The following is a 26,710-nucleotide window of genomic DNA, read 5'->3' as shown; positions in this document are numbered from 1 at the left end:
CATGAGCAACGACCGCGACGCCCTGCTGGCGCAGATCAAGGACAAGGCCGTCGTGCACGGCAAGGTCACCCTCTCCTCCGGCCGGGAGGCCGACTACTACGTCGACCTGCGTCGGATCACCCTGGACGCCGAGGCGGCGCCGCTGGTCGGCAAGGTGATGCTGGACGCGGCCGCGGACCTGGAGTTCGACGCGGTGGGCGGCCTGACCCTGGGCGCCGACCCGGTGGCCGCGGCGATGCTGCACGCGGCGGCGGCCCGCGGCCGCAAGCTGGACGCCTTCGTGGTCCGCAAGGCGGGCAAGGCGCACGGCCTGCAGCGCCGGATCGAGGGCCCGGACGTGAAGGGCCGCCGGGTGCTGGCGGTGGAGGACACCTCGACCACCGGCGGCTCGGTGCTGACCGCGGTCGAGGCGCTGCGCGAGGCGGGCGCCGAGGTGGTCGGCGTCGCGGTGATCGTGGAGCGCGGCGCGGCCCCGGCCATCGCCGAGGCGGGCCTGCCGTACGTCACCGCGTACACCCTGGACGACCTGGGTCTGTGACCCCGGCTCCGCGTCCCGTGTTCCACGTGGAACGACGGGGCGACGGGGCAACGGCGAGGGCCCCGGCCACCTGGTGGTGGTCGGGGCCCTCGCGCGGTCTGACGGGCGTCGGCTCAGCCCTTGCGGTGGCGGCCGCTGGTGACCGGCTCGCCCTCCTGCGCGGCGGTGCCGCCGGCGGCCGCGGCGGCCTTCTTCTTCCTCCGCTCGCGGATCACCTCGACGAAGATCGGCGAGACCGAGATCAGGATGATCAGCGCCATCGCGGGCAGCAGGTACTTGTCGATCACCGGGGCGAGCTGGTCGCCGGTGAAGTAGCCGATCAGCAGCATGGTCTCGGTCCACAGCACCGCGCCCACGACGTTCCAGACGAAGAAGGTCCTGGCGGGCATCTGCAGGGTGCCGGCGACCGGGTTCAGGAAGGTCCGCACGATCGGGATGAAGCGGGCCATCACCACGGCCTTGGCCGGGCCGAACTTCTCGAAGTACTCCTCGGCCTTCGCCACGTACTCGGGCCGCAGGATCTTCGAGTTCGGCTTGTCGAACATCCGCGGGCCGACCTTCCGGCCGAGCAGGTGCCCGAGCTGGGCGCCGACGACGGCGCAGACCGGCGCGCCGATCAGCAGCAGGGCGATGTTCATCTGGGTGCCGGGGCCGAGCACCTTCTCGGCGGCGCTGGAGGCGGCGACACCGGCCAGGATGAGCAGCGAGTCACCGGGGAAGAAGAACCCGACCAGCAGGCCGGTCTCGGCGAAGATGATCGCCAGGATCCCGATGGCGCCGACGGAGGCGACGAGCGATTTGGCGTCAAGGACGTTGACGGCGAGCTGGATGTGTTCCACGCGCGCAGGATAGCCCGTACTGCTCCGCGAAGCCTTGTCAGGCGGTCGTCCGGCGCCGCCGGCAGGGCCCCGCCGAGAGCGCCCGGGCGGCCTCGCGGGTGCCCCGGGCGGTGGCCCGTCCCAAGTGGCGGGCCGCTGGGTGTGTCCGCGGGGGGAGTCTGGGAAGATGGCCGAGGTGTCCGGCCCGCGGTCGAGCTACCACCCTCTTCGCTCGTACCGCGCCGATGTCGTGAACCACAGGCGTATCGAGCCTTCGGACAGCGTCGTCCGATCGCCCCACACCGACAGGAGCGGATCCGCATGCCCATCGCAACTCCCGAGGCCTACAACGAGATGCTCGACCGGGCCAAGGCAGGCAAGTTCGCCTACCCGGCCATCAACGTCACCTCGACGCAGACCCTGCACGCCGCGCTGCGCGGCTTCGCCGAGGCCGAGAGCGACGGCATCGTCCAGATCTCCACGGGTGGTGCGGAGTTCCTGGGCGGCCAGTACAACAAGGACATGGTGACCGGCGCGGTCGCGCTGGCCGAGTTCGCGCACATCGTCGCGGCCAAGTACGACATCACCGTGGCGCTGCACACCGACCACTGCCCGAAGGACAAGCTGGACGGCTACGTGCGCCCGCTGCTGGCGATCTCCGCCGAGCGCGTCGCCCGCGGCGAGGAGCCGCTGTTCCAGTCGCACATGTGGGACGGCTCGGCCGAGACGCTGGCCGACAACCTGGCCATCGGCCAGGAGCTGCTGGCCCAGGCCGCCGCCGCCAAGATCATCCTCGAGGTCGAGATCACCCCGACCGGCGGCGAGGAGGACGGCGTCACCCACGAGATCAACGACGAGCTCTACACCACCGTGGCCGACGCGGTCCGCACCGCCGAGGCGCTCGGCCTGGGCGAGAAGGGCCGCTACCTGCTGGCCGCCTCGTTCGGCAACGTGCACGGCGTGTACAAGCCGGGCAACGTGGTGCTGCGTCCGGAGCTGCTCGCCGACCTGCAGGCCGAGATCGGCGCGAAGTACGGCAAGCAGGACCCGTTCGACTTCGTCTTCCACGGCGGCTCCGGCTCCACCGAGCAGGAGATCCTGACCGCGCTGGAGAACGGCGTGGTCAAGATGAACCTCGACACCGACACCCAGTACGCCTTCACCCGCCCCGTCGTGGACCACGTGTTCCGCAACTACGACGGCGTGCTGAAGGTCGACGGCGAGGTCGGCAAGAAGAACACCTACGACCCGCGCACCTGGGGCAAGCTGGCCGAGGCCGGCATGGCCCACCGCGTCACCGAGGCCGCGCAGCAGCTGCGCTCGGCCGGCAAGCGCATGAAGTAGGGCCCCGCCCGCGACGGCGCCCCCGCCCCCGGCCTCCCCGGGGTGCGGGGGCGTCTCCGTGTCCGGGCCGCCCCGATGCGGGCGCGCACGGCCCGGAATCCGCCCGCCCGGGCCCGTCCCTCCCGACGGCCGTGGTCGGTCCGGCCGTTCCGGGTGGCAGACTGGCACACCATGGAGACGCACAAGAACCTTCTTGACGGCCCCGGGCCGACCCTCCTGCCGGAGGAGGAGCACCCGTACCGGATGCTCGCCGAGGAGTCGGCCTCGCCGACCCAGGTGGCGGCCGAGTACCCGGCGTTCTGCCTGGCCTGGGCCATGCTCGCGGACGACGCGTTCGCGGCCGGGCGGACGGTGGAGTCCTACGCCTACGCCCGCACCGGCTACCACCGCGGCCTGGACGCGCTGCGCCGCAACGGCTGGAAGGGCCACGGCCCGGTGCCGTGGGAGCACCGCGGCAACCGCGGCTTCCTGCGCTGCCTGGCGGCGCTCGCCCGGGCCGCCGGGGCGATCAAGGAGACCGAGGAGGAAGCCCGCTGCTGGCAGTTCCTGAAGGACAGCAGCGCCGAGGCGTACACGGTCCTCAAGCAGGAGCACTAGGACCGCACCCGCCCGAGCGGACGGGCCGCCCCCGCACGGGGGCGGCCCGTCGCCGTCCCGGTGGTGGCGTCGTGGCGGACCTCCGTCCGAACCGCCGCGCCGCGCCGGACGGCACCGCAGGTGGCGCACGGGTCGCTCGGGTCGGTGTTCGCCGAGGACGAGATCCTCCGGACCCCCGGGGCGCGCCCCGACCCGTGCCTGGACGACCTGGACGGTCTGGCCGGCCTGCCGGAGGGCGCCCGGTCTGGTCCGTCCGCGTCGCCCGGCCGCGCCTCGTCCGTCCCCGTCTCGTCCGTCCCCGCACCGGTAGGCTTCCCGCATGACCGCAGAACTCTCCCGGCGCCTGCTCGACCAGTTCGGCCCCGGCGGCCTGCGCCGCCTCCCGGCGGCGGCCCTCGCGGCGACCGCCCTCCCCGCCGAGGCGGCCGACCTGCTCGCCGGATGCGGTCTCCCCGTCCAGGTCGGCCCGTACTTCGCCACCGAGGCGGACGACGCCCCGGCGCTGGCCGACTTCGCCAGGCAGCGGGGGCTCCCCGCGCCGACCGGCGGCGAGGACCGCTGGGCCCGCCTGGGCACCGACCGCGGTGCCGAGCTGTGCGTCGACCCGGTCGGCCGGGTGTGGGCGGTCTTCCTCGCCTTCCGGGAGCGCCCGATCCCGGTCAACGGCAGCCTCGCGGCCTTCCTCGACTCGCTCGCCGAACTCGACGGCGCGCTGCGCCGGCTGGCCGCCGCCGAGCAGCCGCAGGAGGTCTTCGCGCTGTTCGGCTCGGTCGAGAGCCGACTGCGCACCACCGACCTGCGGGCCTTCGAGAGCGACGAGAACTGGTGGCCCCGGGTGCTGGAGGACGTCCGGCACACCCGCGGCGTGCCGGGCTACGCGGCGTTCAAGGTCCGCGACGGGCGGGGCGGCGAGCAGATCCTCACCGCCGACGGCTCGCTCGCCCTGCATCCCGAAGAGGCCCTCTGGTACCGGCTGGCCGGGGGCGGCGCGCGGCCCGCGGACGTCCTGGAGGTCTACACCGAGCTGCAGGCCTGCTTCATGCCCGGCCACTACTGCAGCGTGTGGATGGCCGAGACCTTCCCGCAGGCCGAGTTCACCCACAGCTTCGACTACGGCGACTCCGCCGCCGAGCGCGAGGCCGGCATCCGCGAACTCGCCGAAGCACTGACCGCCCGCAACGGCTGACCGTCCCGGTTTTCCGACCGATCCTCAACTTCCTTGCGCGGCAGGGTAATAGCCTGGTGCGGTGACCGCTCACCGCGCAACCGCCCCGGCCGTCCGCCCGACCGTCCGCCGCCTGCTCGCGCTGCCCGCCGCCCTGGCCGTCCTGCTCGGCGCGGGCGCCTGCTCCGGCGGCTCCGACCGCTCCGACGACGGCAGGACCGACGCCGCGCTCTCCTACCCGCTGGTCCGCTCCACCGCGGAGCAGCTCGGCCAGGGAGGCTCCGGCACCTGCCCGTTCGGGCTGGACCTCGCCGCCGCACTCAAGGCCGCCGGTGTCGACCTGACCGCCACTCCGGGCACCGAGGACGACAAGCCCGCCACCGGCGAGGTCACCGAGGCCACCGCCCCGGAGCCCTGGCCGTCCGCTATGACGCCGCCGCCGTCCATGGCCTCGGTGCCCGGCAGGCCGCCCACCGGCTGGGTGACCTGCGTCTGGACGGTCGACGGCGGCCCGGTCAGGCTCGACCTGCTGGCCGTCCCGATGAACGACGTCGGCGTCAGCCTGATGCTGCCGAAGGCCCAGGCGGCCGGGCAACTCCGGGTCGACGGGATCCACACCGTCTACGACCGGCGCCCCGCGCCCGGCGCCGCACCGCTGGTCACCCCCGACGGCGGGCTGGCCGCGCTCGCCCGCGTCCCGGTGAAGGGCGACGGGGACCTCGTGCTGCTGCTCAGCCAGGAACCGCCGGACGGTGGCGGGCGCACGCTGAGCGGGGAGCCGCTCGGTCGGGTGCTGGCCCGCCTCGTCGCCGGGATCCACGCCTGAGCCCCCTGCACCCGAGCCCTTGGTCAGGGCGGGGCCCCGGCCCCGCCCACCCGTGTTTCACGTCCGGATCGGAAGGTTCCGGGAACCGAACGGAGCCATACCGCGTATGTTCACGGTGCGGCACGTTCGCACGGACGTGCCCATCCGCACCACCTGCCACGCCGCCGTCCCGAGGGAAGTCCAGATGCGCGCAGCCTCCCGGCCCAGCCGTCGGTCCGCCCGTCGGCGCCGGTCCGCCCGCCGCCGCCGGTTGGCCGTCACCGTGGGCTGCACCGCGCTGCTCGCCGTCCTCGGCGCCGCCGGGCTGGTCGCCCTGGACCAGGACTCCTCGCACCCGCCCACCGGCGACCCGACCGCCCAGGCCCGGGCCGTCCCGCCGCTGACCGAGCCGACCGCGGCCGCGGCGCCCTCGGCCACCGCCGAGCAGCCCGGCCCGCCGCCCCCCGACGACCCGCCGTCCGGCACCCGGCCCTCCGGCGCCCAGTCGTCCGGCACGCAGCCGGAGATCGTCGCCCACGGCAGCGGCAGCTTCACCACCGCCACCGCCACCGGCGGCCGGGTCGGTACCGGCGGTGTCCTGCGCCGCTACCGGGTGGAGGTCGAGAACGGCATCGGCATCGACCCGGACGCCGCCGCGACCGCCGTCCACGCCGTGCTGTCCGACCCGCGCAGCTGGACCACCGACAAGCGCGACAGCTTCCAACCGGTCTCCTCCGGCAGCTACGACTTCACCGTCAAGATCGCCTCCCCCGACACCGCGGACGCGATCTGCGCGACCGGCGGCCTCGACACCCACAACGAGGTGAACTGCGACGTCGGCAAGCAGGTGGTGGTCAACTCCAAGCGCTGGCTGACCGGTTCGCCCCAGTTCTCCGGCAGCCTGGACGACTACCGGGCGCTGATCATCAACCACGAGGTCGGTCACCGGATCGGCCACGGCCACGAGACCTGCCCCGGTCCGGGCAAGCCCGCCCCCGCGATGATGCAGCAGATCTACGGCCTCGACGGCTGCGTGGCCAACGCCTGGCCCTACGACTCCGACGGCAAGTACCTCAGCGGCCCGTCCGCCCCCTGAGGCCGCCCCGGACCACACTGCGACCGGCATGACCGAGAGCTCCGCGCACACCAAGTCCGCCGAGTGCTCCGAGACCCGCACGGTGATGCTCACGGGATGCGGCGGAACGCGGCGCTCCCCGCCCCCGGCCTCCCGGAGGCCGACTCGACGGTCACGATCCGTGCGGCCTGCTTCCGCCCCAACGGCCTTTCCGGGCAGGGGAGATCGACCCGTTGACGCGCACCAATCCGCCGATATGACGTCCGCGCGCCCTGCCACCGGTCCGCCCCGTCGGCCGCTTCGAACCGGAGGAGGTCTACGGCGCCGACGGCCCGCGCCGCGTCCCCGCCGCGGAACTGCCCGAGGCCGTCACCGACCCCGGGGCCCGCGCCTTCCTCAGCGGGATCGGCCTGATCGACGCGTCCGGCGCGGTGGTCCGACTCCACGGAGGGCCGCTCGCCGCCCTGGCCGACGGCGAGCAGCCCTCAGCCCAGCACCGGCAGGTAGCCGGACAGGTCGCTGCGTTCGCCGCCGGCGGTGAGCGCGGTGTCGAGGGCGTCGGCCCAGGCGAGGCGGCCGGTGGCGAGGCGGATCCAGGTGAGCGGGTCGGTCTCCACCACGTTGGGCGGGGTGCCGCGGGTGTGCCGGGGGCCCTCGACGGCCTGCACCACCGCGTACGGGGGGATGCGCAACTCGACCGCGCCGCCCGGCACCTGGACGGCGAAGGCGTCGGCGAGCAGCCGGGCGGTGGAGGCCAGGGCGAACTTGTCGTGCGGGAAGGGGTCGATGCCGAGCGCGGCGGCCAGGTCGTCGGCGTGCACCACGGTCTCGACCAGCCGGGTGACCAGGAAGTCCGCCAGGGGCATCGGGCCGAACCGCATCGGGATGATCCGGCCGGGCTCCCGGCCCTCCTCGCTGTCCAGGGCCTTCCACAACTCGCCGATCTGCCGGTCGAGTTCACCGGAGACCTGGGCGGCGTCCCCGGCGAACTGCTCGGCGACCAGTTCGACGGCGGTGGAGTTGATGGCGGCGGCCGCGGTGCGGGTCTTCGAGGCCCAGTACAGCGGGGTGATCGGGGCCTGCGGCGGCAGCGGGTCGTGCAGGTGCAGCGGCACCCAGCTGGCCACCATGCCGAGGTGGGCGACGAGTTCGCGCACCCGCCACTCACCGAGCCGGGTGGGTAGGGCGAGTTGCGCGTCGTCCAGGTCGCGGACGGCGGCGGCGATCGCGTCGAGCTGCCCGGTGAGTGCGGCGCGCACCTTCACCGGGTCGTAGGTTCGGGGCTTCACGGTGGGCATGAGCGCAGCGTACAAAACCCGCGGGGCGGGCGGTCCGGAAGTACCGAACCTCCCGCCCCGCGGGGTTGACGAACCGTCGGACGAACCGCCGGGCGGAGCGTCGGTCGCGCCGTCAGGCGAGCAGCGCCTCGATGACGCCGGTGTGGGCGTCGCGCAGCTCGGCCAGGGTGACGGTGAACTGGCCCTGGACCTCCAGCGCCTCGCCGTCCACCACGCCGATCCGGGTGGCGGGCAGGCCGCGGGCGCCGCACATGTCGTTGAACCGGAGCTCCTCGCTGCGCGGGACGGCCACCACGGCACGACCGGCGGACTCGGAGAACAGGAACACGAACGGGTCGATGTCCTCGGGGACGACCACCCGGGCGCCCTTGCCGCCCTTGAGGCAGCTCTCCACCAGGGCCTGCGCGAGGCCGCCGTCGGAGAGGTCGTGCGCGGCGTCGACCATGCCGTCGCGGGAGGCGGCGATCAGGATCTCGCCGAGCAGCCGCTCGCGCTCCAGGTCGACCTTGGGCGGCAGGCCGCCGAGGTGGTTGTGCACGACCTGCGACCAGGCGGAGCCGCCCAGCTCGTCGGCGGTGTCGCCGAGCAGGTAGAGCAGCTGGCCCTCCTCGGCGAAGCCGACCGGGGTGCGCCGGGTGACGTCGTCGATGACGCCGAGCACCGCGACCACCGGGGTCGGGTGGATGGCGACGTCGCCGGTCTGGTTGTACAGCGAGACGTTGCCGCCGGTGACGGGGGTGCCGAGCACCTGGCAGGCGTCGGCCAGGCCGCGGGTGGCCTCGGCGAACTGCCACATCACGTCCGGGTCCTCGGGGGAGCCGAAGTTGAGGCAGTCGGAGACCGCGAGCGGCTTGGCGCCGCCGGCCGCGACGTTGCGGTACGCCTCGGCCAGGGCCAGCTGGGCGCCCGCGTACGGGTCGAGCTTGGCGTAGCGGCCGTTGCCGTCGGTGGCGACCGAGACGCCGAGGTTGGTCTCCTCGTCGATCCGGATCATGCCGGAGTCCTCGGGGGTAGCCAGCACCGTGTTGCCCAGCACGTAGCGGTCGTACTGGTCGGTGATCCACGCCTTGGAGGCCTGGTTCGGCGAGCCGGCGACCTTGAGCAGCGCGTCCTTCAGCTCGGCGCCGTCGGCCGGGCGGGCGAGCCGCTCGGCGGTCGGCGCGTCGGCCTGCAGGGCGTCCTGCCAGGACGGGCGGGCGAACGGGCGGTGGTAGGTCGGGCCCTCGTGGGCGACGGTGCGCGGCGGCACGTCGACGACCAGTTCACCGTGCCAGAAGATCTCCAGCCGCTCGCCGTCGGTCACCTCGCCGATGACGGTGGCGATGACGTCCCACTTCTCGCAGATCTCCAGGAAGCGGTCGACCTTGCCGGGCTCCACGATGGCGCACATGCGCTCCTGCGACTCGCTCATGAGGATCTCCTCGGGCGAGAGCGTGTGGTCGCGCAGCGGCACGGTGTCCAGCTCGATCCGCATGCCGCCGGTGCCGGCCGAGGCCAGCTCCGAGGTGGCGCAGGACAGGCCGGCGCCGCCGAGGTCCTGGATGCCCGCGACGAGGTCTTCCTTGAAGATCTCCAGGGTGCACTCGATGAGCAGCTTCTCCTGGAACGGGTCGCCGACCTGGACGGCGGGGCGCTTGGCCGGGCCGGTCGCGTCGAAGGTCTCCGAGGCGAGCACCGAGACGCCGCCGATGCCGTCGCCGCCGGTGCGGGCTCCGTACAGGATGACCTTGTTGCCGGGGCCGGACGCCTGCGCGAGGTGGATGTCCTCGTGCTTCATCACGCCCACGCAGAGCGCGTTGACCAGCGGGTTGCCCTGGTAGCAGGAGTCGAAGACGACCTCGCCGCCGATGTTCGGCAGGCCCAGGCAGTTGCCGTAGCCGCCGATGCCCGCGACGATCCCGGGCAGCACGCGCCGGGTGTCCGGGTGGTCGGCCGCGCCGAAGCGCAGCGGGTCCATCACGGCGACCGGGCGGGCGCCCATCGCCAGGATGTCGCGCACGATGCCGCCGATGCCGGTGGCCGCGCCCTGGTAGGGCTCGATGTACGACGGGTGGTTGTGCGACTCGACCTTGAAGGTCACCGCGTAGCCCTGGCCGACGTCGACGACGCCGGCGTTCTCGCCGATGCCGACCAGCATCGCGTCGTTCTCCGGGGCCTTCTCGCCGAACTGCTTGAGGTGGACCTTGGAGCTCTTGTACGAACAGTGCTCCGACCACATCACCGAGTACATGGCGAGCTCGGCGCCGGTCGGGCGGCGGCCCAGGATCTCCCGGATCCGCGCGTACTCGTCCTCCTTGAGGCCGAGTTCGGCCCAGGGCTGGGCGGCGTCCGGGGTCTGCTCGGCGTTCTTTACCGTGTCGAGGCTCATCAGGCGTTCACCAGCTGCTTCAGGACGGAAGTGAAGAAGCCCAGGCCCTCGGTGGTCGGACCGGTGAGCGGCTCCACGGCGTGCTCCGGGTGCGGCATCAGGCCGACGACATTGCCGGCCGCGTTGGTGATGCCGGCGATGTCGCGGTACGAACCGTTCGGGTTCAGATCGAGGTAGCGGGCCACCACGCGGCCCTCCGCCTCCAGTTCGTCGAGGACGCGCCCGTCGGCGACGAACCGGCCCTCGCCGTTCTTGAGCGGAACGACGATTTCCTGGCCGGCCGAGTAATCCCGGGTCCAGGCGGTGGAGGCGTTCTCGATGCGGAGCTTCTGGTCGCGGCAGATGAAGTGCAGCGAGTCGTTCCGGGTGAGCGCGCCGGGCAGCAGGTGCGATTCGCACAGCACCTGGAAGCCGTTGCAGATACCGAGGACCGGCATTCCGAGCTTGGCCTGCTCGATGACGGTGTCCATCACCGGGGAGAAGCGGGAGATGGCACCGCAGCGCAGATAGTCGCCGTAAGAGAATCCGCCGGGCAGGACGACGGCGTCGACCTGGTGGAGATCCTTGTCACGGTGCCAGAGGGCGACCGGCTCGGCGCCGGCCAGGCGGACCGCGCGCTGGGCGTCGCGGTCGTCGAGGGAACCGGGGAAAGTGACGACGCCGACTCGGGTGGTCACTTGCCCTCCTCGCCCTCGACTCGGACGGTGAAGTCCTCGATCACGGTGTTGGCGAGGAAGGTCTCGGCGGCCTCGCGGATGCGGGCGAGCGCGGCGTCGTCGACCGGCCCCTCCAGCTCCAGTTCGAAACGCTTGCCCTGGCGGACGTCGGCGATCCCGGCGAACCCGAGACGCGGCAGTGCGCGCTGCACCGCCTGTCCCTGCGGGTCGAGGATCTCCGGCTTGAGCATGACGTCGACTACGACGCGTGCCACTGGCACTCCCGGTGGTGATTGCGTGAAGGCGGGGGAACTCCAGACTACCTGGGCTCCGGGGCCCTCTTGCGGGCCACCAGCGGTAACGCGCGTAGACCCACACCCCTTACGCCCCAAGGGTCCAGGGCCCCCGCCACCCCTCCCGGGCATCCGATTTCGCCGCTTTAATCCCGTCTGCAACGGGCGGCTATCGGCACCCGTATCGGCCCGGGTATCGACCCGGGTATCCGCGCCGGGGGGAAGAGCGTGAATATCCCGAAAAAAGGAATCCCCAACTCTACGATTTCACCGGCCTTCGGGTGCAGAATAGGGCGACCGGCAGCCGAACGCGCCGCATCTCGGCGTGGGCTCCCCTGCCCGCCGGCGGATGCCGCGATCCCGGCCCAGCGGACCGGCGGGGCATCCGAGACCCCCGACGGCCGAATTGCCCGAGAGGATTGACACCCATGGCTCAGCGCGTAGTCGTCACGCTCTCCGACGATCTGGACGGCGGCACCGCCGCGGAAACCGTTCACTTCGGCGTGGACGGGAAGTCGTACGAGATCGACCTGTCCGCCGACAACGCGGAAAAGCTCCGGGAGGCCCTCGCACCGTTCGTCGCCGCCGGCCGCCGGCAGAGCCGCAGCGGGAAGTCCTTCCGCCGCACCGCCCTCACCCCGGACCCGGCCGCCGTGCGGGCCTGGGCCCAGTCGAACGGGCACGAGCTGCCCGCCCGGGGCCGCATCCCCAAGCACGTGTACGAGGCGTTCGCCGAGAACAACTGAGCGTCGCCCCGGGCCCGTCGCGGGCCCGCCGGCCCTCCCCCGGCCACGCCGCCGGGGAAGGCGCCGGAGAAGGGTGGGGCGAGCACGCCGATCGATGTTGTAGAGTAATTCTCGTCGCCGCAACCGGGGGAACCCGAGCGGGGCGGCCGGCGCCCGGCGCCGTGCGGACGTGGCTCAGTTGGTAGAGCATCACCTTGCCAAGGTGAGGGTCGCGAGTTCGAATCTCGTCGTCCGCTCGCAGTCAGCGTGAACAGACTGGTGCAGTACAACTCCATATCCTGCGGACGTGGCTCAGTTGGTAGAGCATCACCTTGCCAAGGTGAGGGTCGCGAGTTCGAATCTCGTCGTCCGCTCCAGTGCCGAAGGCCCCCCTCCACCGAGGGGGGCCTTCGGCGTTCGTGCCCGCACCACCGCGCCGGGCGGCGCGGCACCGGTGACGTTTGTCACCGCCCACCCGTGCGCCCGCACCGGCGCCCGGTGACGGTCCGCACTACTGGCGGGCCCCGGCCGCCGGGAGGCTGGAGCCATGACCGACACCAGCCGTCCCCGCCCCGCCGTCGAGGCCCGCGGGCTGCACCGCCGCTACGGACCGTCCGGCGCGAACGGCTTCGAGGCCGTCCGCGGCCTGGACCTCGACGTCGCCCCCGGCGAGCTGTTCGCCCTGCTGGGCACCAACGGCGCGGGCAAGACCTCCACCCTGGAGGTGCTGGAGGGCCTGGCCGGGCCCAGCGCCGGCGAGGTCCGGGTGCTCGGCCTCGACCCGCGCCGGGACCGGGCCGCGCTGCGGCCCAGGATCGGCATCATGCTCCAGGAGGGCGGCTTCCCCGGCGAGCTCACCCTGGCCGAGACCGGCCGCTGCTGGGCCGGCCTGACCACCGGCGCCCGGGCCGTCGACGAGGCGCTCGACCTGGTCGGCCTGCTGCCCCGGCGCACGGTGCGGGTCAAGCAGCTGTCCGGCGGCGAGCGCCGCCGGCTCGACCTGGCGATGGCCCTGCTCGGCCGCCCCGAGGTGCTGTTCCTGGACGAGCCCTCCACCGGCCTGGACCCGGAGGCCCGCGCCTCGGTCTGGCGGCTGATCCGCGAACTGCGGGCGGCCGGCACCACGGTGGTGCTCACCACGCACTACCTGGAGGAGGCCGAGGAGCTGGCCGACCGGCTGGCGATCATGCACCACGGCCGGGTGGTCACCGGCGGCACCGTCGCCGAGGTGCTGGCCGCCCACCCCGCCCGGATCGGCTTCGAACTGCCCGAGCGCACCGGCGCGCACGCCGCGCTCGAACTGCCCCCGCTGCACGGCACCACCGTCGGGCTCGACGGCCGCCGGGTGCTGCTGCGCACCCCCGACCTGCAGGGCACCCTCACCGAACTGCTCGGCTGGGCCGCCCGCCACCAGGTCGAACTGGCCCGGCTGGACGCCCGCAGCGCCTCACTGGAGGAGGCCTTCCTGGCCGTCGCCGCGTCCGCCGCCCCGACCGCCGCCCCCGCCGCCCCGTCGCAGATCGGACGTGCCGCATGACCACCGCCGCCGCCCCCGCCCGCACCCCGCTCTCCCGGCTGGCGGCCCTCGGCCGCGCCGAAGCGACCCTGCTGCGCCGCAACCGCACCGCGGTGTTCCTGGCCCTGGTGCTGCCGTTCGCGCTGGTCGGCTCGCTCCGCTCGATCCTGCGGGCCGCCGCCGAGCACACCCCCGGCATGGACGTGAACGGCAACCTCGTCACCAGTTCGATGGGCGTCGTCCTGCTGGTCGTCGTCTACACCAACCTGACCACCGCCTACACCGCCCGCCGCAACGAACTGGTGCTGAAGCGGCTGCGCACCGGCGAGGCCGCCGACGCCGAGATCCTGCTCGGCACCGCCTTCCCCTCGATCGCGCTGGCGTTGCTCCAGTGCCTGCTCCTCGCCGTCGGCGGCGCCGCCCTGCTCGACCTGCGCACCCCCGCGAACCCGCTGCTGGTGCTGGCCGGGCTGGCCCTGTCCGCCTTGCTGCTGACCGCCCTGGCCGCCCTGTCCAGCGCGGTGACCAAGTCCGTCGAGACCGCCGGCATCACCACCCTCCCGCTGATGCTGGCCGCCCAGTTCGGCTCCGGCCTGATGATCCCGCTGGAGTCCATGCCGGACAGCGTGGCGGACCTCTGCCGCCTGCTCCCGACCACCCCCGCGCTCCAGCTCCTGCACATCGGCTGGCTCGGCACCGACGGCACCGGCCCCTCCGCGGGCTTCGCCGGGACGTGGGGCCCGGCCGCGCTGCCGCTGCTGCTGGCCGCGGCCTGGGCGGGGGCGGCGGCCTGGGCGGCCCGCCGCTGGTTCCGCTGGGAACCGCGCCGCTAGATTCGTCCGACGACCACCGAGGAGCGAGGGGCCACGCCGTGCGGGTCAGCAGGCCGCGACCGATCCGCCGCTGGCGGGCACTGTCCAAACCGCAGCGCACCGAGTTCTACGTGCGCTGGTCGCTGTACGCGGTGGCGCTGATGCAGCCGCTGGTGACGCTCGGCATGGTGGCCGGGAGCATCGGCCGGGGCGAGACGTCGGACGCGGAGCTGGCGGTGGGCGCGCTCGGCTCGGCGGCGGCGGCGGCGCTGAACGCGGTGCTGGTCCGCACCGGCCTGGCCGCCTACCTGGGCCGGCGCTCCCGCCCCTACCCCTGGGTGGTGGCGACGGGGGCGGCGTCGGTGGCCGTCTCGGTGGCGGCGCTGCTGCTCGGGCCGTCGGTGGAGGAGGAGGGCTCGACGTTCCCGCTGACGGTGGCGGTCATGACGATGGCCTTCTGGATCGCCACCACCGCGGTCGCGCTGCCGGTCCTGGAGACGGCCGCCGCCGCCGTGGCGGGCCTGCTGCTGGTCGCGCTGCCGCTGCTGCTGACGGGCGTCTCCCCCGGGTTCGTGGCCGGGCTGCTGACGGGCTCCCTGCTCGGGTCGGCGATCGCCGCGTGCACCGCCCGCGGCTCGATCTGGACGGCGAAGGTGGTGTGGGAGCTGGACGCCGCCCGGGAGGCCCAGGCCCGCCTCGCGGTCGCCGAGGAGCGGCTGCGCTTCTCCCGCGACCTGCACGACGTGCTGGGCCGCAACCTGGCCACCATCGCGCTGAAGAGCGAGCTGGCCGTGCAGCTGGCGCGCCGTCAGCGCCCGGAGGCGGTGGACCAGATGACCGAGGTGCAGCGGATCGCCCAGGACTCGCAGCGCGAGGTGCGCGAGGTGGTGCGCGGCTACCGCACGGTCGAGCTGCACACCGAACTGGTCGGCGCCGCCTCGGTGCTGCGCGCCGCGAACGTCGACTGCCGCACCGAGCTGTCCGGCGCGGACGACCTGCCCGCCGAGGCGCAGTCGGTGCTGGGCTGGGTGGTGCGGGAGGCCGCGACCAACGTGCTGCGGCACTCGGAGGCCGCGAACTGCCGGTTCCGGCTGCGGGTCTCGGGCGGCACCGCGCTGCTGGAGGTGGAGAACGACGGCGTGCCCGCCGTGCCGCCGCCGCGCGCGGAGGGCGCGGGAAGCGGCCTGCGCGGCCTGGGCGAGCGGCTGGCCGCGCACGGCGGCACCCTGGACACGGCCGGCAGCGGCCCGGGGCGGTTCCGGCTGACCGCCGAACTACCGATCACAGTGAGGGAGTCCGTGAAGTGAACGACCTGGTGCGGGTACTGCTCGCGGACGACGAGCACCTGATCCGCGGCGCCCTGGCGGCGCTGCTGGCGCTGGAGGACGACCTGACGGTGGTCGCCGAGGCGGCCTCCGGGCCGGAGGCGCTGGCGATGGCCGCCGCGCACCGCCCGGACGTGGCGGTGCTGGACCTGCAGATGCCGGGGCTGGACGGCCTGGAGGTGGCGGCCGAGCTGCGCCACCGGCTGCCGGAGTGCCGGGTGATGATCGTGACCGGGCACGGCCGTCCGGGCTACCTGAAGCGGGCCCTGGAGGTCGGGGTGCGCGGCTTCCTGCCGAAGACGGTCTCCGCCTCCGACCTGGCCGGGATCATCCGCACCGTCCGGGCCGGCGGCCGCTACGTGGACCCGGAGCTGGCCGCGGAGGCGATCAGCGCGGGCGACTCCCCGCTGACCCCGCGCGAGACGGACGTGCTGGAGCTGGCCGCGGACGGCTCCCCGGTCGCCGAGATCGCCGAGCGCGCCGCGCTCTCGCCTGGCACGGTCCGCAACTACCTGTCCTCGGCGGCGGGCAAGCTGGGCGCGGAGAACCGCCACGCGGCGGTCCGGATCGCCCGCGAGCACGGCTGGCTGTGACCCCCTCCGGCGGGGGGCCGCGGCCGGCCGTGGACGGGAGCCCGCGGCCGGCCGTGCCGGTGCGTCACTTCCAGTGCAGCCCGGTGAGCTTCTCGTACGCGTCGATGTAGCGCTGCCGGGTGTGCGCGACCACCTCGTCGGGCAGCCGCGGCGGCGGGTTCTCGCTCTTGCGGTCCCAGCCGGAGGCGGGCGAGGTCAGCCAGTCGCGGATGATCTGCTTGTCGAAGGACGGCTGGTCGCGGCCGGGCTCCCACTCGTCGGCGGGCCAGAAGCGCGAGGAGTCGGGGGTGAGCACCTCGTCGCCGATCACCAGTTCGCCGTCCAGCAGGCCGAACTCGAACTTGGTGTCCGCCAGGATCAGGCCGCGGTCGCGGGCGATGTCCCGGGCCCGGGAGTACACCGCGAGGGTGGTCTGCCGCAGGGTGGCGGCGAGTTCGGCGCCGACCCGGCGGGCGGTCTCCTCGTAGGGGACGTTCTCGTCGTGCTCGCCGACCTCGGCCTTGAGCGCCGGGGTGTAGATCGGGCCGGGCAGTTCCGAGCCGTTGTCCAGGCCCTCGGGCAGCGCGACGCCGCACACGGTCTGCGAGACCCGGTACTCCTCCAGGCCGGAGCCGGCCAGGTAGCCGCGGGCCACGCACTCCACCGGCACCATGTCGAGGCTGCGGCAGACCAGGGTGCGCCCGGCCCAGTCGGCGGGGGCGCCCGCGGGCAGCTCGGTGGAGACGACGTGGTTCGGGACGATGTCCGCGATCAGGTCGAACCACCACAGCGAGAGCTGGGTCAGGACCCGGCCCTTGTCGGGGATCTCGTTGGGCAGCACCCAGTCGTACGCGGACGTCCGGTCGCTGGCCACCATCACCAGGTTCCCGGCGCCGTCCCGGTACAGGTCGCGCACCTTGCCGGTGTGCAGGTGGACCAGGCCGGGCACCTGCACCGGCTCGGGCTTGGTGACGAATCCGCTCACGCTCAGTCAGTCCTCACAGCTGGGGGGCTCTGCGGCCGAGTCTTTCACGCCCGCCCGCTCAGGGCCCGGTGCGCCCCTCCTTGCAGAGGTGGTCCAGCAGGTTGGCGGTGGCGCGCTGGATCCGCTCGTCGGTGTGCCCGGGCCGGTCCAGCGCGGGCGACCAGGCGAACGTCCCGGCGGCGAACACGTACGCGCCGCTGGGCGCCCGGTACAGCGAGGTCTCCTGGTGGGTGACCCGCCCGGCCGCGTCCCGGTACGGGGAGTGCGCGAGCAGCACCCGCTCGGTGTGCGCGGGCAGTTGGACCTTCGGGTAGTAGCGGTCGGCCTCCCCGGCGACCAGCCCGGGCAGTTCGTCGCCGTCCGCCAGGCCGGTGCCCTGCCACAGCCAGTGCCCGGTGTTGCGGGCCACCAGCGGCACCGGCGCGGGCACGCTGCCCGCGTACTGGATGCCCAGCAGGTGCTGCTCGGGCTCCCCGGCGTCCCGCCAGAGCGCGGAGGCCGCGCCCGGCACCCCGGCGGCGGGGTGGTCGGCGGCGACCCGCTGGCGCTTGCGGCAGTTCAGCAGCCGGGACGGCTCGCCGTCGACGCCCGCGGACAGCTCGACCCGCCAGTACACGCTGTTGGCGGACAGGAACACCAGCGAGGTGCCGCCGTCCCTGGCCCGCTCGACGGCCCGCCGCATCGGCTCCGACCAGTACTCGTCGTGCCCGGGGAAGACCAGCGCCCTGTACCGGGAGGGGTCCACCAGCCCGGCGTGCAGGTCGGTCGCGGTGGCGTAGCCCAGGTCGTAGCCGTAGCGCTCGGCCCAGCGGATGAAGTCGTAGGCGTGTCCGACGTGCAGCGGCAGTCCGGCCCCGGCGTGCGGCCGGTCGAAGGAGACCGTGACGGCCGCCGCCTCCTCCCCCACCAGGTGCCCGGTGTGGTCCCAGGCGTGGTAGAGGCTGGCGCCCAGGTGCCCGTCCTCGGGGAACAGGTTGTACGCCTGCCAGGTGACGTCCGGCAGCACCAGCAGCAGGTCCGCCTGGTCGAAGTCCCGCACGGTGAACGGGATGTGGCTTCGGTGCCCGCCGTCGGCGGTGGTCAGCACGGCGACGTACGCGCCCGAGCGCCAGTCGGCGGGCACCTGCAGCCGCCAGGACAGCCACCAGTGGTGGCAGGAGACGGTGCGGTCGGCGACCATCGGCGCGGGCTGGGCCAGGCCGGAGATCAGCGGGCTGGAGTACACCTGCCGGGCGCCGTCGCCGGCGTCGTGGCCGATCCGGTAGACGTCCACCTGGAACTCCTGCGGCGGGTTGACCGTCACCCGGAAGTCCACCGAACCGCCCGGACGGACCACGCCCGCCGAGGCGAAGCCCTTGATCTGCCGGCGCACGTCGTCCGCGTTGCGCGGGCCGCTGACCGCCGGGCGCGGCCGGGACGGGCCGTCGACCGGCCGCTGGCCGGGCGCGTCCACGCTCACGTACCAGGGGACCACGCCCTCGCCGTCCGCCAGGTAGTGGTCGGGGCTGCGCAGCCACGGCACCGGGCCCTGCCCGAACGGGTCGGACACCCCATGCGCCAACGTGCCGGACTCCCACCGGCGGTTGGACTCCGTCCCCACGCGCCCCTCCCCACCCTTCGCCCATCCACCGAGGGTTTGGCAATTGCCATGCGGATGTGCGTGCGGTCCAGCACACCACAGTTGGACGGCGAAGCGTCACCCCACCGTAGCAATTGGTACGGATGAAACCAGGTTTCCCTGGACGGTCCGGAAGCGTCCCGGTTCAACCCGAAAGGCGCACCGGGCGCTCCACCCTGATCCCGGCCCGTTCCAGCCAGCCGCGCAGCGGGCCGTCCTGCCCGTCCTCGACCGCCATCGCCACCGCGGGCGCCAACTCCCCACGGGGCGCGGCCGAGCAGAGCAGCACCGGGCCGTCCAGCCAGTCCAGCCCCGGGGCGGCGGTGCCGGCGTCCACCGCGGCGCAGCAGACGGTGGCGGTGAGGTGCTCGACCAGCAGGTCGCGGCCGCTGCGCACGGGAGGCAGCGGGGGCGCGACCTCGGCGGCGCGCGCCACCTGGCCGGCCAGTGCGGCGGCCAGTTCCTCGGCCTCGCCGGCCGCCAGCCGGGCCAGCAGCTTGTCCAGCGCCGGACCGGTGCGCGAGCGGTCGTCGCCGAGCGCGGCCTGCAGCGCGGCGGCCTGGACCCGCCAGCCCCGGAGGACCACCCGCTGCGGGTAGTCCTCCCAGTCCAGCGGCTGCCAGCCCTCGGCGGGCTCCTCGTGCAGCAGTTCGGCGGCCAGCCGGGAGACCCGGGTGTCGATCAGGCCGGGCTCCTCCAGCAGGTCGCAGGCGGGGCGGTCGCCGAGCCGGTTCTCGTAGCCGTCGGCGAGCCGGTCGCGGCGGGAGAGCTCGGTGAGCGCGGAGACCACGCCGGCGTTCAGGTGGGCGGGGTGCAGGCCGAGCCGCCAGGCGGGCAGCGCGACCCGGGTGAGCAGCCGGTCCCAGCCCGCGTAGGCCAGGCCGACCTGGGCCTGGGCGGCGATCCGCGGCCCGTAGTCGACCGCCCTGGCCTGCTCGGAGGACCAGGCGGCGACGGCGCGCTCCAGCTCGGCGGAGTGCTCCCGGCAGGCGCCCAGCAGCCGGCGGTCGACCAGGCCGACCAGGGCGGCGGGGCCGCGCCGGCGCTCGCCCAGCGAGGCGTCCAGGGTGCGCACCCAGCGGCGGGCGGCGGCGATGTCCGGGGCGGCGGCCGCGGCGCCGCCGGCCACCACGGGGGCCAGCAGGGCGCACAGCTCGCCGGCCCGCATCCACCACAGGAAGGGGGAGCCGATCACCAGCACCGGCGCGGCCGGCTCCGGTCCGCCGCCCCGCCGGTGCGGCTCCTCCAGCCAGCTGTCGCAGTCCGGGGTGAGCGCGATCGAGGCGGGCGCCGGCACGTCGAGGCGCTCGGCGAGCTCCTCGATCAGCCGGTACAGCTCGGGCGCCTCGGTCCGGGCCAGCGGCACCGCCGGGGTGACCGGGGGGACGGCCAGCCGGTGCGCCCGGCCGACCAGCGCGGCCAGCGCCAGGGTGAGCGCGGCGACCGCGCAGACCGCCCAGCGGATGCCGTCCCAGAGCGGGGCGTCCGGCGACCCCGGGGCGCCTATGTGTCCGGTGAACCGCCCGGCCAACAGCACCGCCGCGCAGGCGGCGGGCAGCGCGGCGGCCGCCACGGCCCGTCCGCGCAGACGCAGGACGGCCTGGGCTCGTGCGCGTGCGGTGTCCACTGCAGCCATCGCCGCGGCACCCCCTTCGCAGCCGACTCGACTCGATCAATTCCGGTACGGGAAGCGGCGGATGCCGAACCCGGTGGTACGACTCGCGTGGCGCTCTCCCGTCAGTCTCGACGCCGCGGTGCGGGCGGGTGTTCCGGAACTCCGGCGATTCCACCCGTCCTGGTGACACCGCGGCGGGGCGCGCCACCGCTCCCAGCATCCCCCCGGCGCGCCGGGGGGACGAGCCGCGTCCGCACCCGGGCCCCCGTCCCGGCGCGATGCAGCGCACCCTAAGGCCCCTGATCGCACCCCGTCAGCAGGATGCCCCGGCCATCACCCGAAGGACTGGTTTTCCGGGCTCCGTGCTGACCGGCGCGAGCGCGGGAAACGCCGCGGGGCGCTGCGTCCGGACGGGTCGGTCCGGGCACAGCGCCCCGCGGGAGCGATCTGCTACTGGGCTGCCGCCGCGGCCCTGGCCGCGATGTCGGTGCGGTGCTGGGCGCCCTTGAAGGAGATCTCCGCGACGCCCGCGTACGCCTTGGCCCGGGCCTCGGCGAGGTCCGCGCCGACGGCGGTGACGGACAGCACCCGGCCGCCCGCGGTCAGCACCTCGCCGTCCGGGCCGACCTTGGTGCCGGCGTGCAGCACGAAGGCGGTGCCGTCGGCCTCCGCCGCGTCCAGGCCCTCGATCGGGTCGCCGGTGCGCGGGCTCGCCGGGTAGCCCTCGGAGGCCATCACCACGGTCACCGCGGCCTCCTCGGACCAGCGCAGCGGCTCCAGGGCGTCCAGCGTGCCGTTGGCGGCGGCCAGCAGCACGCCGGCCAGCGGGGTGCGCAGCCGGGCCAGCACGACCTGGGTCTCCGGGTCGCCGAAGCGGGCGTTGAACTCGATCACCCGGGTGCCGCGCGAGGTCAGCGCCAGGCCCGCGTACAGCAGGCCGGAGAACGGGGTGCCGCGGTGGCGCAGCTCGTCCACGGTCGGCTGCAGGACGCTCTCCAGCACCTCGGCGACCAGGCCCTCGGGGGCCCAGGGCAGCGGCGAGTAGGCGCCCATGCCGCCGGTGTTGGGGCCCCGGTCGTCGTCCAGCGCGCGCTTGAAGTCCTGCGCGGGGACGAGCGGGAGCACGGTGGTGCCGTCGGTGATCGCGAACAGCGACACCTCGGGGCCGTCCAGGTACTCCTCGATGACGACCCGCTCGCACGCCGCGGCGTGCTCCAGCGCGGCGGCGCGGTCCTCGGTGACCACGACGCCCTTGCCGGCCGCCAGGCCGTCGTCCTTGACCACGTACGGGGCGCCGAACGCGTCCAGCGCCTCGGCGGCCTCCTGCTCGGTGGTGCACACGTAGGAGCGCGCGGTGGGGACGCCGGCCGCGGCCATCACGTCCTTGGCGAACGCCTTGGAGCCCTCCAGCTGCGCGGCCTCCCGGCCGGGGCCGAACACCGGGATGCCGGCCGCCCGCAGCGGCTCGGCGACGCCGGCCACCAGCGGGGCCTCCGGGCCGACCACCACCAGGTCGGCGTCCAGTCGGCGGGCGAGCGCGGTGACCGCGTCGCCGTCCGACTGGTCGACCGGGTGCAGGGCGGCGACCCGCGCGATCCCGGCGTTGCCCGGGGCACAGTGCAGCTCGGTGACGGCGGGATCTTGGGACAGTGAGCGGCACAGGGCGTGTTCGCGGGCGCCGGTTCCGATGACGAGGACCTTCACGCCTGCCAAGCCTAGTCGGTGGCCGGTTCCGCGCCGTCGGCGGCTCCGGAGCAGGCCCCGGCGGGCGGCGGCGACCCGCGGTCCGGGTCCGGGCTCGGGCCCGGGTCCGGGTCCCGGTCCGTAGGAAGATACGAGGAGCTCCCGAACAGCCGTGCCGTCACACCGGCGACCCCGCCCGGCCTCGCTCGGACGGGTGAAATCCGGCCGCCCGCCGCAACCCTCCCACCTCGGCTTCCGGAGGTGAAATCACATAACGATCACTGCGGAAGCGCCCCCACGCTAAGCCATTTGGCGGTAAGAAGTGCTGTTGGACCCGAGCCCGGCCGCACCGCCGTGCCACGAACCGCCGGTCCCACGAACCGACGGCCCGACCCTCCGGGGCGTTCGGACTCCGTACCGTCAGTCCCGGTGCCCGCCGGGCCTCCGCAGTCACCCCGCCACAGGGAGCGCCACAGGTGAGCCAGCCGGAAATGCAGCCCGAGGAGAGTCCCTGGGGCAAGGAGCTCGGCGACGACGACCAGTCCGTTCCGGACTCCGGCGGACGGACGCCGACCCGCCGCCGCGCCGACCTGAGCGCCCGTCAGTTCCCGCTCGGAGACTGGGGCGAGCCCGCCGAGCGGCTGGAGGAGCTCTACCGCTGGTCGGAGGAGCGCGCCGTGGAGGCGATCGACTGGTACCGCCGGGACCGGGTCTGGAAGCGCCGCTGGGCCCGCCTGCTGCGCTTCTCCGCCGCGGTCTTCACCGTCGGCGGCGTCACCGCCCCGCTGGCCTCCCTCACCGACCGGCTCCCGCACGCGATGGAGTGGGGCTACACCGGCCTCGTCCTGGCCGCCGCCTCGCTGCTCGCCGACCGCGCCTTCGGGCTCACCTCCGGCTGGATGCGCGACGTCTCCACCTCGCAGGCCCTGCAGCGCCGGCTGGAGGCCTTCCAGTTCGACTGGGCCTCCGAGTGCGTCCGGGAGGTCCTCGGCCCCACCGAGGGCACCGCTGGCGAGGCCGCCGAGCGCTGCCTCGGCGTGCTGCGCCGCTTCTGCGAGGACGTCTCCGACATGGTCCGCACCGAGACCTCCGAGTGGATGCTGGAGTTCCGCGCGGGCATGAGCCAGCTCCCCACCCAGGCCCCGGGCGCCTGGGGCGGCCGCAACGAGGGCGGTTCCGGCGCCCAGGTCCGCGTCCTGCCCCCGCCGGGCGCCCGTCCCACCATGCCCCGCCAGCGGCCCCCGGAGGGCCCCCTGCGGTAGGGCGGGCCGGACGGGGCGGACGGTCGGGCGCGCCCCGGCACCGAGCTCCGCCCGCTACGCGAAGACGATCATCGAGCCCTGGGTGACGCTGCGGGTGGCCGCCGTGTAGAGCCCGGACCAGGCGTGGCGCTCCCGGGCGTAGGGGTGGAGGTCGTCGATCGGCGGCCCGAAGGACTGCTCCAGCCGGGTGGGCCCCAGCGGGCGGGTGGGCATCGGGGGGTCGAGCGGGTCGATGCCCAGCAGCGGTGCGACCGCCTGGAGTTCGCGCAGCAGCCCGTACGAGGAGCCCAACGGACCGCCGGCGGCCAGGAGTTCGTCGGCGACCAGCGGGGTCTGGAAGTCCACCGGCAGGTACGCCCCGGCGTGGTCGAAGTGCCAGACCAGGTGGGACTGTTCGGCGGTGCTCTCGAACATCTCCAGCAGCTGTTCGTAGTCGCTGCCGAGCGCGTCCACCGGTGTCACCTCGAACCCGGTGAGCCCCAGCAGGTAGGCGCGGCGCAGGAAGTGCAACGAGTCGTAGTCGAACGCGGCTATCGCCTCGACGTCCCCGGAGAACCCCGGCACGTACGGGTGGACCGGGACGGGCGGCAGCCCGTACTGGGTCAGCACCGCGTCGTAGCGGTCGAGGTCCTCGCGGAACGGGTTCTCGGGGCTGTGGGAGAGCACGTCCACGAGCGGGACGAGCCAGAGGTCGCAGGCCATGGGCCGGCTCGTCCTCTCTGGTGGCGGGGCAACGGGCCCCAACCCTACCGGCCCGCGGCCGGCTCGCCGCTGCCCGGGCGGAACGGCCGGGCGAAGCGGCCGGGGGGCACGAAGCGCGGCATCGGCACCCGGCCCAACCCGACGGCGGTGGACGCCGGTTGGGGGACGATCGCGGGCGGCCGCGCCACCGTCGCGGCGGGGGCCGGGCCGACCGGCTCGCGCAGCAACCGGAGCACCGCGACGCCGTCGACGGGCCGGCCGAGCCGCCGGGCGAGCAGTTCGACGGTGAACAGGTTGTAGTCGTTGACGACCCGGTGCGCCCCGTACCGGTCGCGGGCCTCGATCCGGTCGACGAGCTCGTCGTGCCGGTCCCAGCAGACGCCGGCCAGGTCGCCGCCGGCCCGCAGGTGCGGGGCGGCGAACATCCAGGACTGGATCCGCAGCCAGCCGAGGTAGTCGGCGACCCGGTCGTTGCACAGCAGCGCGGCGGCCTCCTGCCAGAACCGCAGGTCGCAGCCGACCAGGACGTCGAGCTGGCCGACCCGGGCGGCCCGGGCGGCGGCGTCGGCCCGGCGGCGCAGCGAGGGCAGCCGGGACCAGTCGTAGTCCCGCAGCCCGCGGTCGGCCAGGTGGCGCAGCGCGTTGTCGGTGAGCAGGGCGCGGGCCTCGAAGATCTCCAGGAAGTCTTCCCAGCTGAACTCGGGGACGGTGAAGCCGCGGTGGGGTTCGCTGACCAGCAGCCCCTGGGCCGCGAGGTCGACCATCGCCTCCCGGGCGGGGGTGGCGGAGACGCCGTAGGTGTCGGCGATCTCCTTGACGGTGAAGTTGCGCCCGGCCGGGAGCCGGCCGGCCATCATCTCGTCGCGCAGGGCGTCGGCGATCTGCTCGCGGAGGCTGTTGCGCCGGATCAGGGCGCGCCCGCCCCCTGCACCCGCAGCGGTCATCGCCGCCCCCTCTCCGTGCCGCGCCCTCACGCGGCCGGGACCCGCCTCACAAAACGCGCACAGAGTACCCCGGAATGGTCAATCCGGACCAAGGGCACGGAAAAATTCCGCACCCTTGCCGTCGGACCGGCGCCCGGACCCGCACCGCGCGGGGACGGTCCCGGCAGCTGCACGGGGGTGGCCCCGGCAGCTGCGCGGGGCGGTCTCAGCGCTGCACGGGGGCGGGGATGCCGAGCAGCCGGTCCCGGTGGACCGGGAACTCGGCCCGGCACCCGGCGACCTCGGCCGGGTCGAAGGCGACGGTGAGCACCTGCTCGTCCGGCCCGGCCTCGGCCAGCACGCGGCCCCACGGGTCGACCGCGATGCTGCGGCCGGCCTGCTCGACCCCGCCGTGGGTGCCGGCGGTGTTGCAGGCCAGCACCAGGGCCTGCTCCTCGACGGCGCGGGCCCGGGCCAGCAGGTTCCAGTGCTCGGCCCGGCGGGCGGGCCAGGCGGCCGGGACGACCAGCAGTTCGGCGCCGCCGTCCAGCAGGGCCCGGAACAGCTCGGGGAAGCGCAGGTCGTAGCAGGTGGCCAGGCCCAGCACGGCGAAGCCGGCGTCGACGGTGACGATCTCCTGGCCGGCGCCCATCGCGACCGCCTCGCCGCTGTCGAAGCCGAAGCGGTGGATCTTGCGGTAGGTGCGGACGAGCTCGCCGTCGGGGGCGAACAGCAGCGAGGTGTTGTAGATCGGACCGTCCGGGTCCCGTTCGACGATCGAACCGGCGTGCAGCCAGCAGCCGACGGCCTTCGCGGCGGCGGACATCGCCTCGGCGGTGGGCCCGTCCAGCGGTTCGGCGCCGCCCGCCCAGGCGTCGTACGCGAAGCCGCCGACCGGCCACAGTTCGGGCAGCACCACCAGGTCGGCGCCGTCCTGGGCGCGGACCAGCGCCGCGGCCCTGGCCCGCCGTTCGGCGGCCGGTTCGGCGTCCGACACGGCGAGTTGGATCAATGAAGCGCGCACAGTACCACCGTCCACGACAAGAGTCCTACGATCGTCACCCGAAAGCGCTGCCCTGCTCTCACCCGGCAGCGTAACGTGCCGTATGCGCGTCCGTGCGAGGTCTCGGCAGCCCGGGCGACGTGGGACGACGCAAGCCGACGGAGGGGCCGGAGATACCCGTGACGGACAAGCAGACCGTGCAGGCGTACACCGACGCGTGGACGCAGTCGATCGAGTCCATATCCGAGCTGCTCGCCCCGCTGCCGACCGACGCGTGGAACCGGGCCACCGAGTGCCCCGGCTGGTCGGTGCGGGACGTGGTCTCGCACGTCATCGGCGTCGAGTCGGAGCTGCTCGGCGACCCCCGCCCGATCCACGCCCTGCCGCGCGACCTGCGCCACGTGACGAACGAGTTCGCCCGCTACATGGAACTGCCGGTCGACAAGCGCCGCTGCTGGACGCCGGTGGAGGTGACCAGCGAGCTGGAGTACACCGTGATCCGCCGTTCCCGGGCGCTGCGCAACGCCCGCCACGAGCCGGACGACCTGGTGCGCTTCCCCGGCGGCCCGCTGGCCCGGGACGTCCCGTACGCGACGCTGCTGCGGCTGCGCGCCTTCGACGTGTGGGTCCACGAGCAGGACCTGCGGCGCGCCCTGCAGGTGCCGGGCAACCTGGACTCGCCGGCCGCGGTGGTGACCAGGGACTGGCTGATCGAGTCGCTGCCCAAGCAGGTCGCCAAGCAGGCGGGCGCGCCGGTCGGCACCACGGTGGCCTTCGACGTCGCGGGCGCGCTGCCGTTCCACCGCACCGTGCGGATCGGCCCGGACGGCCGGGGCAGCGTGGACGAGTCGGTGGTGCTGGCCCCCGAGGTGCGGCTGTCGATGGACTGGCAGACCTTCGTCCGGCTCTGCTGCGGCCGGGTCCGCCCGGAGACCGCCCTGGTCAACGTGATCGGCGACCAGGAACTGGGCACCCGGGTGCTCGCCCACCTGGTGAGCACCCCCTGAACCGC

Annotated in this window: 25 protein-coding genes and 2 tRNA genes; 15 read left to right on the top strand and 12 right to left on the bottom strand. The window is 74.3% G+C overall.

Features of this window, described 5'->3' with window-relative positions; genetic code table 11:
- Position 1 precedes the first annotated feature (1 nt).
- Positions 2-538, top strand: coding sequence for an orotate phosphoribosyltransferase (gene pyrE, locus OO48_RS09960; RefSeq protein ID WP_030905690.1), 537 nt, complete (start codon positions 2-4; stop codon positions 536-538).
- 113 nt (positions 539-651) lie between these two features.
- On the opposite strand, the gene OO48_RS09955 is transcribed toward pyrE, so the two are convergent.
- On the bottom strand, positions 652-1,377 hold the full coding sequence (locus OO48_RS09955; RefSeq protein ID WP_033214279.1) for a DedA family protein: 726 nt from the start codon (positions 1,375-1,377) through the stop codon (positions 652-654).
- A 300-nt stretch (positions 1,378-1,677) separates the two neighbouring features.
- Here OO48_RS09955 and fbaA point away from each other — a divergent pair, with 300 nt between their 5' ends.
- From fbaA to OO48_RS09930, 5 genes are all read left to right on the top strand, one after another.
- Entirely contained in the window at positions 1,678-2,700 is a 1,023-nt protein-coding gene (gene fbaA, locus OO48_RS09950; protein WP_033214277.1) for a class II fructose-bisphosphate aldolase, read from the top strand.
- A gap of 171 nt (positions 2,701-2,871) precedes the next feature.
- Positions 2,872-3,297 carry a DUF3151 domain-containing protein gene (locus OO48_RS09945; RefSeq protein ID WP_033214276.1) on the top strand — a complete coding sequence of 142 codons (426 nt, stop codon included), beginning with the start codon at positions 2,872-2,874 and terminating at the stop codon, positions 3,295-3,297.
- Between the two features lie 319 nt (positions 3,298-3,616).
- The gene (locus tag OO48_RS09940; RefSeq protein ID WP_033214274.1) at positions 3,617-4,483 is read left to right on the top strand and encodes a nucleic acid/nucleotide deaminase domain-containing protein; all 867 of its coding nucleotides are present in this window, start codon (positions 3,617-3,619) and stop codon (positions 4,481-4,483) included.
- 61 nt (positions 4,484-4,544) lie between these two features.
- Complete coding sequence (locus tag OO48_RS09935; protein WP_033214272.1) at positions 4,545-5,288, top strand: hypothetical protein; 744 nt, start codon at positions 4,545-4,547, stop codon at positions 5,286-5,288.
- Between the two features lie 184 nt (positions 5,289-5,472).
- Positions 5,473-6,363: a DUF3152 domain-containing protein gene (locus OO48_RS09930; protein ID WP_033214463.1), complete on the top strand. Its 891-nt coding sequence runs from the start codon at positions 5,473-5,475 to the stop codon at positions 6,361-6,363.
- A gap of 464 nt (positions 6,364-6,827) precedes the next feature.
- On the opposite strand, the gene OO48_RS09920 is transcribed toward OO48_RS09930, so the two are convergent.
- The 4 genes from OO48_RS09920 to purS form a co-directional block, all read right to left on the bottom strand.
- A complete protein-coding gene (locus OO48_RS09920) occupies positions 6,828-7,640 on the bottom strand; it encodes a maleylpyruvate isomerase family mycothiol-dependent enzyme (protein ID WP_033214268.1) in 813 nt (270 codons plus the stop codon).
- Positions 7,641-7,752: 112 nt separating this feature from the next.
- Positions 7,753-10,008 carry a phosphoribosylformylglycinamidine synthase subunit PurL gene (gene purL, locus OO48_RS09915; RefSeq protein WP_033214266.1) on the bottom strand — a complete coding sequence of 752 codons (2,256 nt, stop codon included), beginning with the start codon at positions 10,006-10,008 and terminating at the stop codon, positions 7,753-7,755.
- Positions 10,008-10,685, bottom strand: a complete 678-nt coding sequence (gene purQ / locus OO48_RS09910) for a phosphoribosylformylglycinamidine synthase subunit PurQ (protein WP_033214259.1) — start codon at positions 10,683-10,685, stop codon at positions 10,008-10,010. The genes purL and purQ overlap by 1 nt, the downstream gene beginning before the upstream one ends.
- A complete protein-coding gene (gene purS / locus OO48_RS09905) occupies positions 10,682-10,939 on the bottom strand; it encodes a phosphoribosylformylglycinamidine synthase subunit PurS (protein WP_030457566.1) in 258 nt (85 codons plus the stop codon). The genes purQ and purS overlap by 4 nt, the downstream gene beginning before the upstream one ends.
- A 446-nt stretch (positions 10,940-11,385) precedes the next feature.
- Between purS and OO48_RS09900 the strand changes: the two genes are divergently transcribed.
- The 7 genes from OO48_RS09900 (at position 11,386) to OO48_RS09870 (ending at position 15,928) form a co-directional block, all read left to right on the top strand.
- Complete coding sequence (locus OO48_RS09900) at positions 11,386-11,703, top strand: histone-like nucleoid-structuring protein Lsr2 (RefSeq protein WP_033214256.1); 318 nt, start codon at positions 11,386-11,388, stop codon at positions 11,701-11,703.
- Positions 11,704-11,866: 163 nt separating this feature from the next.
- Positions 11,867-11,939, top strand: a tRNA-Gly gene (locus OO48_RS09895).
- A gap of 44 nt (positions 11,940-11,983) precedes the next feature.
- Positions 11,984-12,059, top strand: a tRNA-Gly gene (locus OO48_RS09890).
- A gap of 170 nt (positions 12,060-12,229) precedes the next feature.
- On the top strand, positions 12,230-13,219 hold the full coding sequence (locus OO48_RS09885; RefSeq protein ID WP_033214254.1) for an ABC transporter ATP-binding protein: 990 nt from the start codon (positions 12,230-12,232) through the stop codon (positions 13,217-13,219).
- Positions 13,216-14,031 (top strand): ABC transporter permease, encoded by an 816-nt coding sequence (locus OO48_RS09880; RefSeq protein ID WP_033214252.1) that lies wholly within the window; start codon positions 13,216-13,218, stop codon positions 14,029-14,031. The genes OO48_RS09885 and OO48_RS09880 overlap by 4 nt, the downstream gene beginning before the upstream one ends.
- A gap of 38 nt (positions 14,032-14,069) precedes the next feature.
- Positions 14,070-15,317 carry a sensor histidine kinase gene (locus tag OO48_RS09875; RefSeq protein ID WP_051731939.1) on the top strand — a complete coding sequence of 416 codons (1,248 nt, stop codon included), beginning with the start codon at positions 14,070-14,072 and terminating at the stop codon, positions 15,315-15,317.
- The gene (locus tag OO48_RS09870) at positions 15,314-15,928 is read left to right on the top strand and encodes a response regulator transcription factor (protein WP_033214250.1); all 615 of its coding nucleotides are present in this window, start codon (positions 15,314-15,316) and stop codon (positions 15,926-15,928) included. The genes OO48_RS09875 and OO48_RS09870 overlap by 4 nt, the downstream gene beginning before the upstream one ends.
- A gap of 64 nt (positions 15,929-15,992) precedes the next feature.
- Here the strand turns inward: OO48_RS09870 and OO48_RS09865 are convergent, their stop codons facing one another.
- The 4 genes from OO48_RS09865 to purD all read right to left on the bottom strand — a co-directional run bounded on the left by OO48_RS09865 (position 15,993) and on the right by purD (position 21,829).
- Positions 15,993-16,892 (bottom strand): phosphoribosylaminoimidazolesuccinocarboxamide synthase, encoded by a 900-nt coding sequence (locus OO48_RS09865; RefSeq protein WP_033214248.1) that lies wholly within the window; start codon positions 16,890-16,892, stop codon positions 15,993-15,995.
- Between the two features lie 58 nt (positions 16,893-16,950).
- A complete protein-coding gene (locus OO48_RS09860; RefSeq protein ID WP_033214246.1) occupies positions 16,951-18,492 on the bottom strand; it encodes a N,N-dimethylformamidase beta subunit family domain-containing protein in 1,542 nt (513 codons plus the stop codon).
- A gap of 163 nt (positions 18,493-18,655) precedes the next feature.
- Complete coding sequence (locus OO48_RS09855) at positions 18,656-20,146, bottom strand: membrane protein (protein ID WP_033214244.1); 1,491 nt, start codon at positions 20,144-20,146, stop codon at positions 18,656-18,658.
- Positions 20,147-20,575: 429 nt separating this feature from the next.
- On the bottom strand, positions 20,576-21,829 hold the full coding sequence (gene purD, locus OO48_RS09850; RefSeq protein WP_033214242.1) for a phosphoribosylamine--glycine ligase: 1,254 nt from the start codon (positions 21,827-21,829) through the stop codon (positions 20,576-20,578).
- A gap of 455 nt (positions 21,830-22,284) precedes the next feature.
- Here purD and OO48_RS09845 point away from each other — a divergent pair, with 455 nt between their 5' ends.
- The gene (locus tag OO48_RS09845; protein WP_033214240.1) at positions 22,285-23,070 is read left to right on the top strand and encodes an SLATT domain-containing protein; all 786 of its coding nucleotides are present in this window, start codon (positions 22,285-22,287) and stop codon (positions 23,068-23,070) included.
- 54 nt (positions 23,071-23,124) lie between these two features.
- Here OO48_RS09845 and OO48_RS09840 read toward each other — a convergent pair whose 3' ends face one another.
- From OO48_RS09840 to OO48_RS09830, 3 genes are all read right to left on the bottom strand, one after another.
- On the bottom strand, positions 23,125-23,772 hold the full coding sequence (locus OO48_RS09840) for a hypothetical protein (protein WP_033214238.1): 648 nt from the start codon (positions 23,770-23,772) through the stop codon (positions 23,125-23,127).
- Positions 23,773-23,816: 44 nt separating this feature from the next.
- Positions 23,817-24,716 (bottom strand): GntR family transcriptional regulator, encoded by a 900-nt coding sequence (locus OO48_RS09835; RefSeq protein ID WP_063830650.1) that lies wholly within the window; start codon positions 24,714-24,716, stop codon positions 23,817-23,819.
- 205 nt (positions 24,717-24,921) lie between these two features.
- Entirely contained in the window at positions 24,922-25,719 is a 798-nt protein-coding gene (locus tag OO48_RS09830) for a nitrilase-related carbon-nitrogen hydrolase (protein ID WP_033214236.1), read from the bottom strand.
- Between the two features lie 158 nt (positions 25,720-25,877).
- On the opposite strand from OO48_RS09830, the gene OO48_RS09825 reads away from it, so the two are divergent.
- Positions 25,878-26,705: a maleylpyruvate isomerase family mycothiol-dependent enzyme gene (locus tag OO48_RS09825; RefSeq protein WP_033214234.1), complete on the top strand. Its 828-nt coding sequence runs from the start codon at positions 25,878-25,880 to the stop codon at positions 26,703-26,705.
- Positions 26,706-26,710: the final 5 nt, after the last annotated feature.

Source organism: Kitasatospora phosalacinea (genome assembly GCF_000716545.1).
GTDB lineage: Bacteria > Actinomycetota > Actinomycetes > Streptomycetales > Streptomycetaceae > Kitasatospora > Kitasatospora phosalacinea.
Note: the sequence above shows the minus strand (reverse complement) of the source record. Positions and strands in the feature narration are given on the sequence as shown.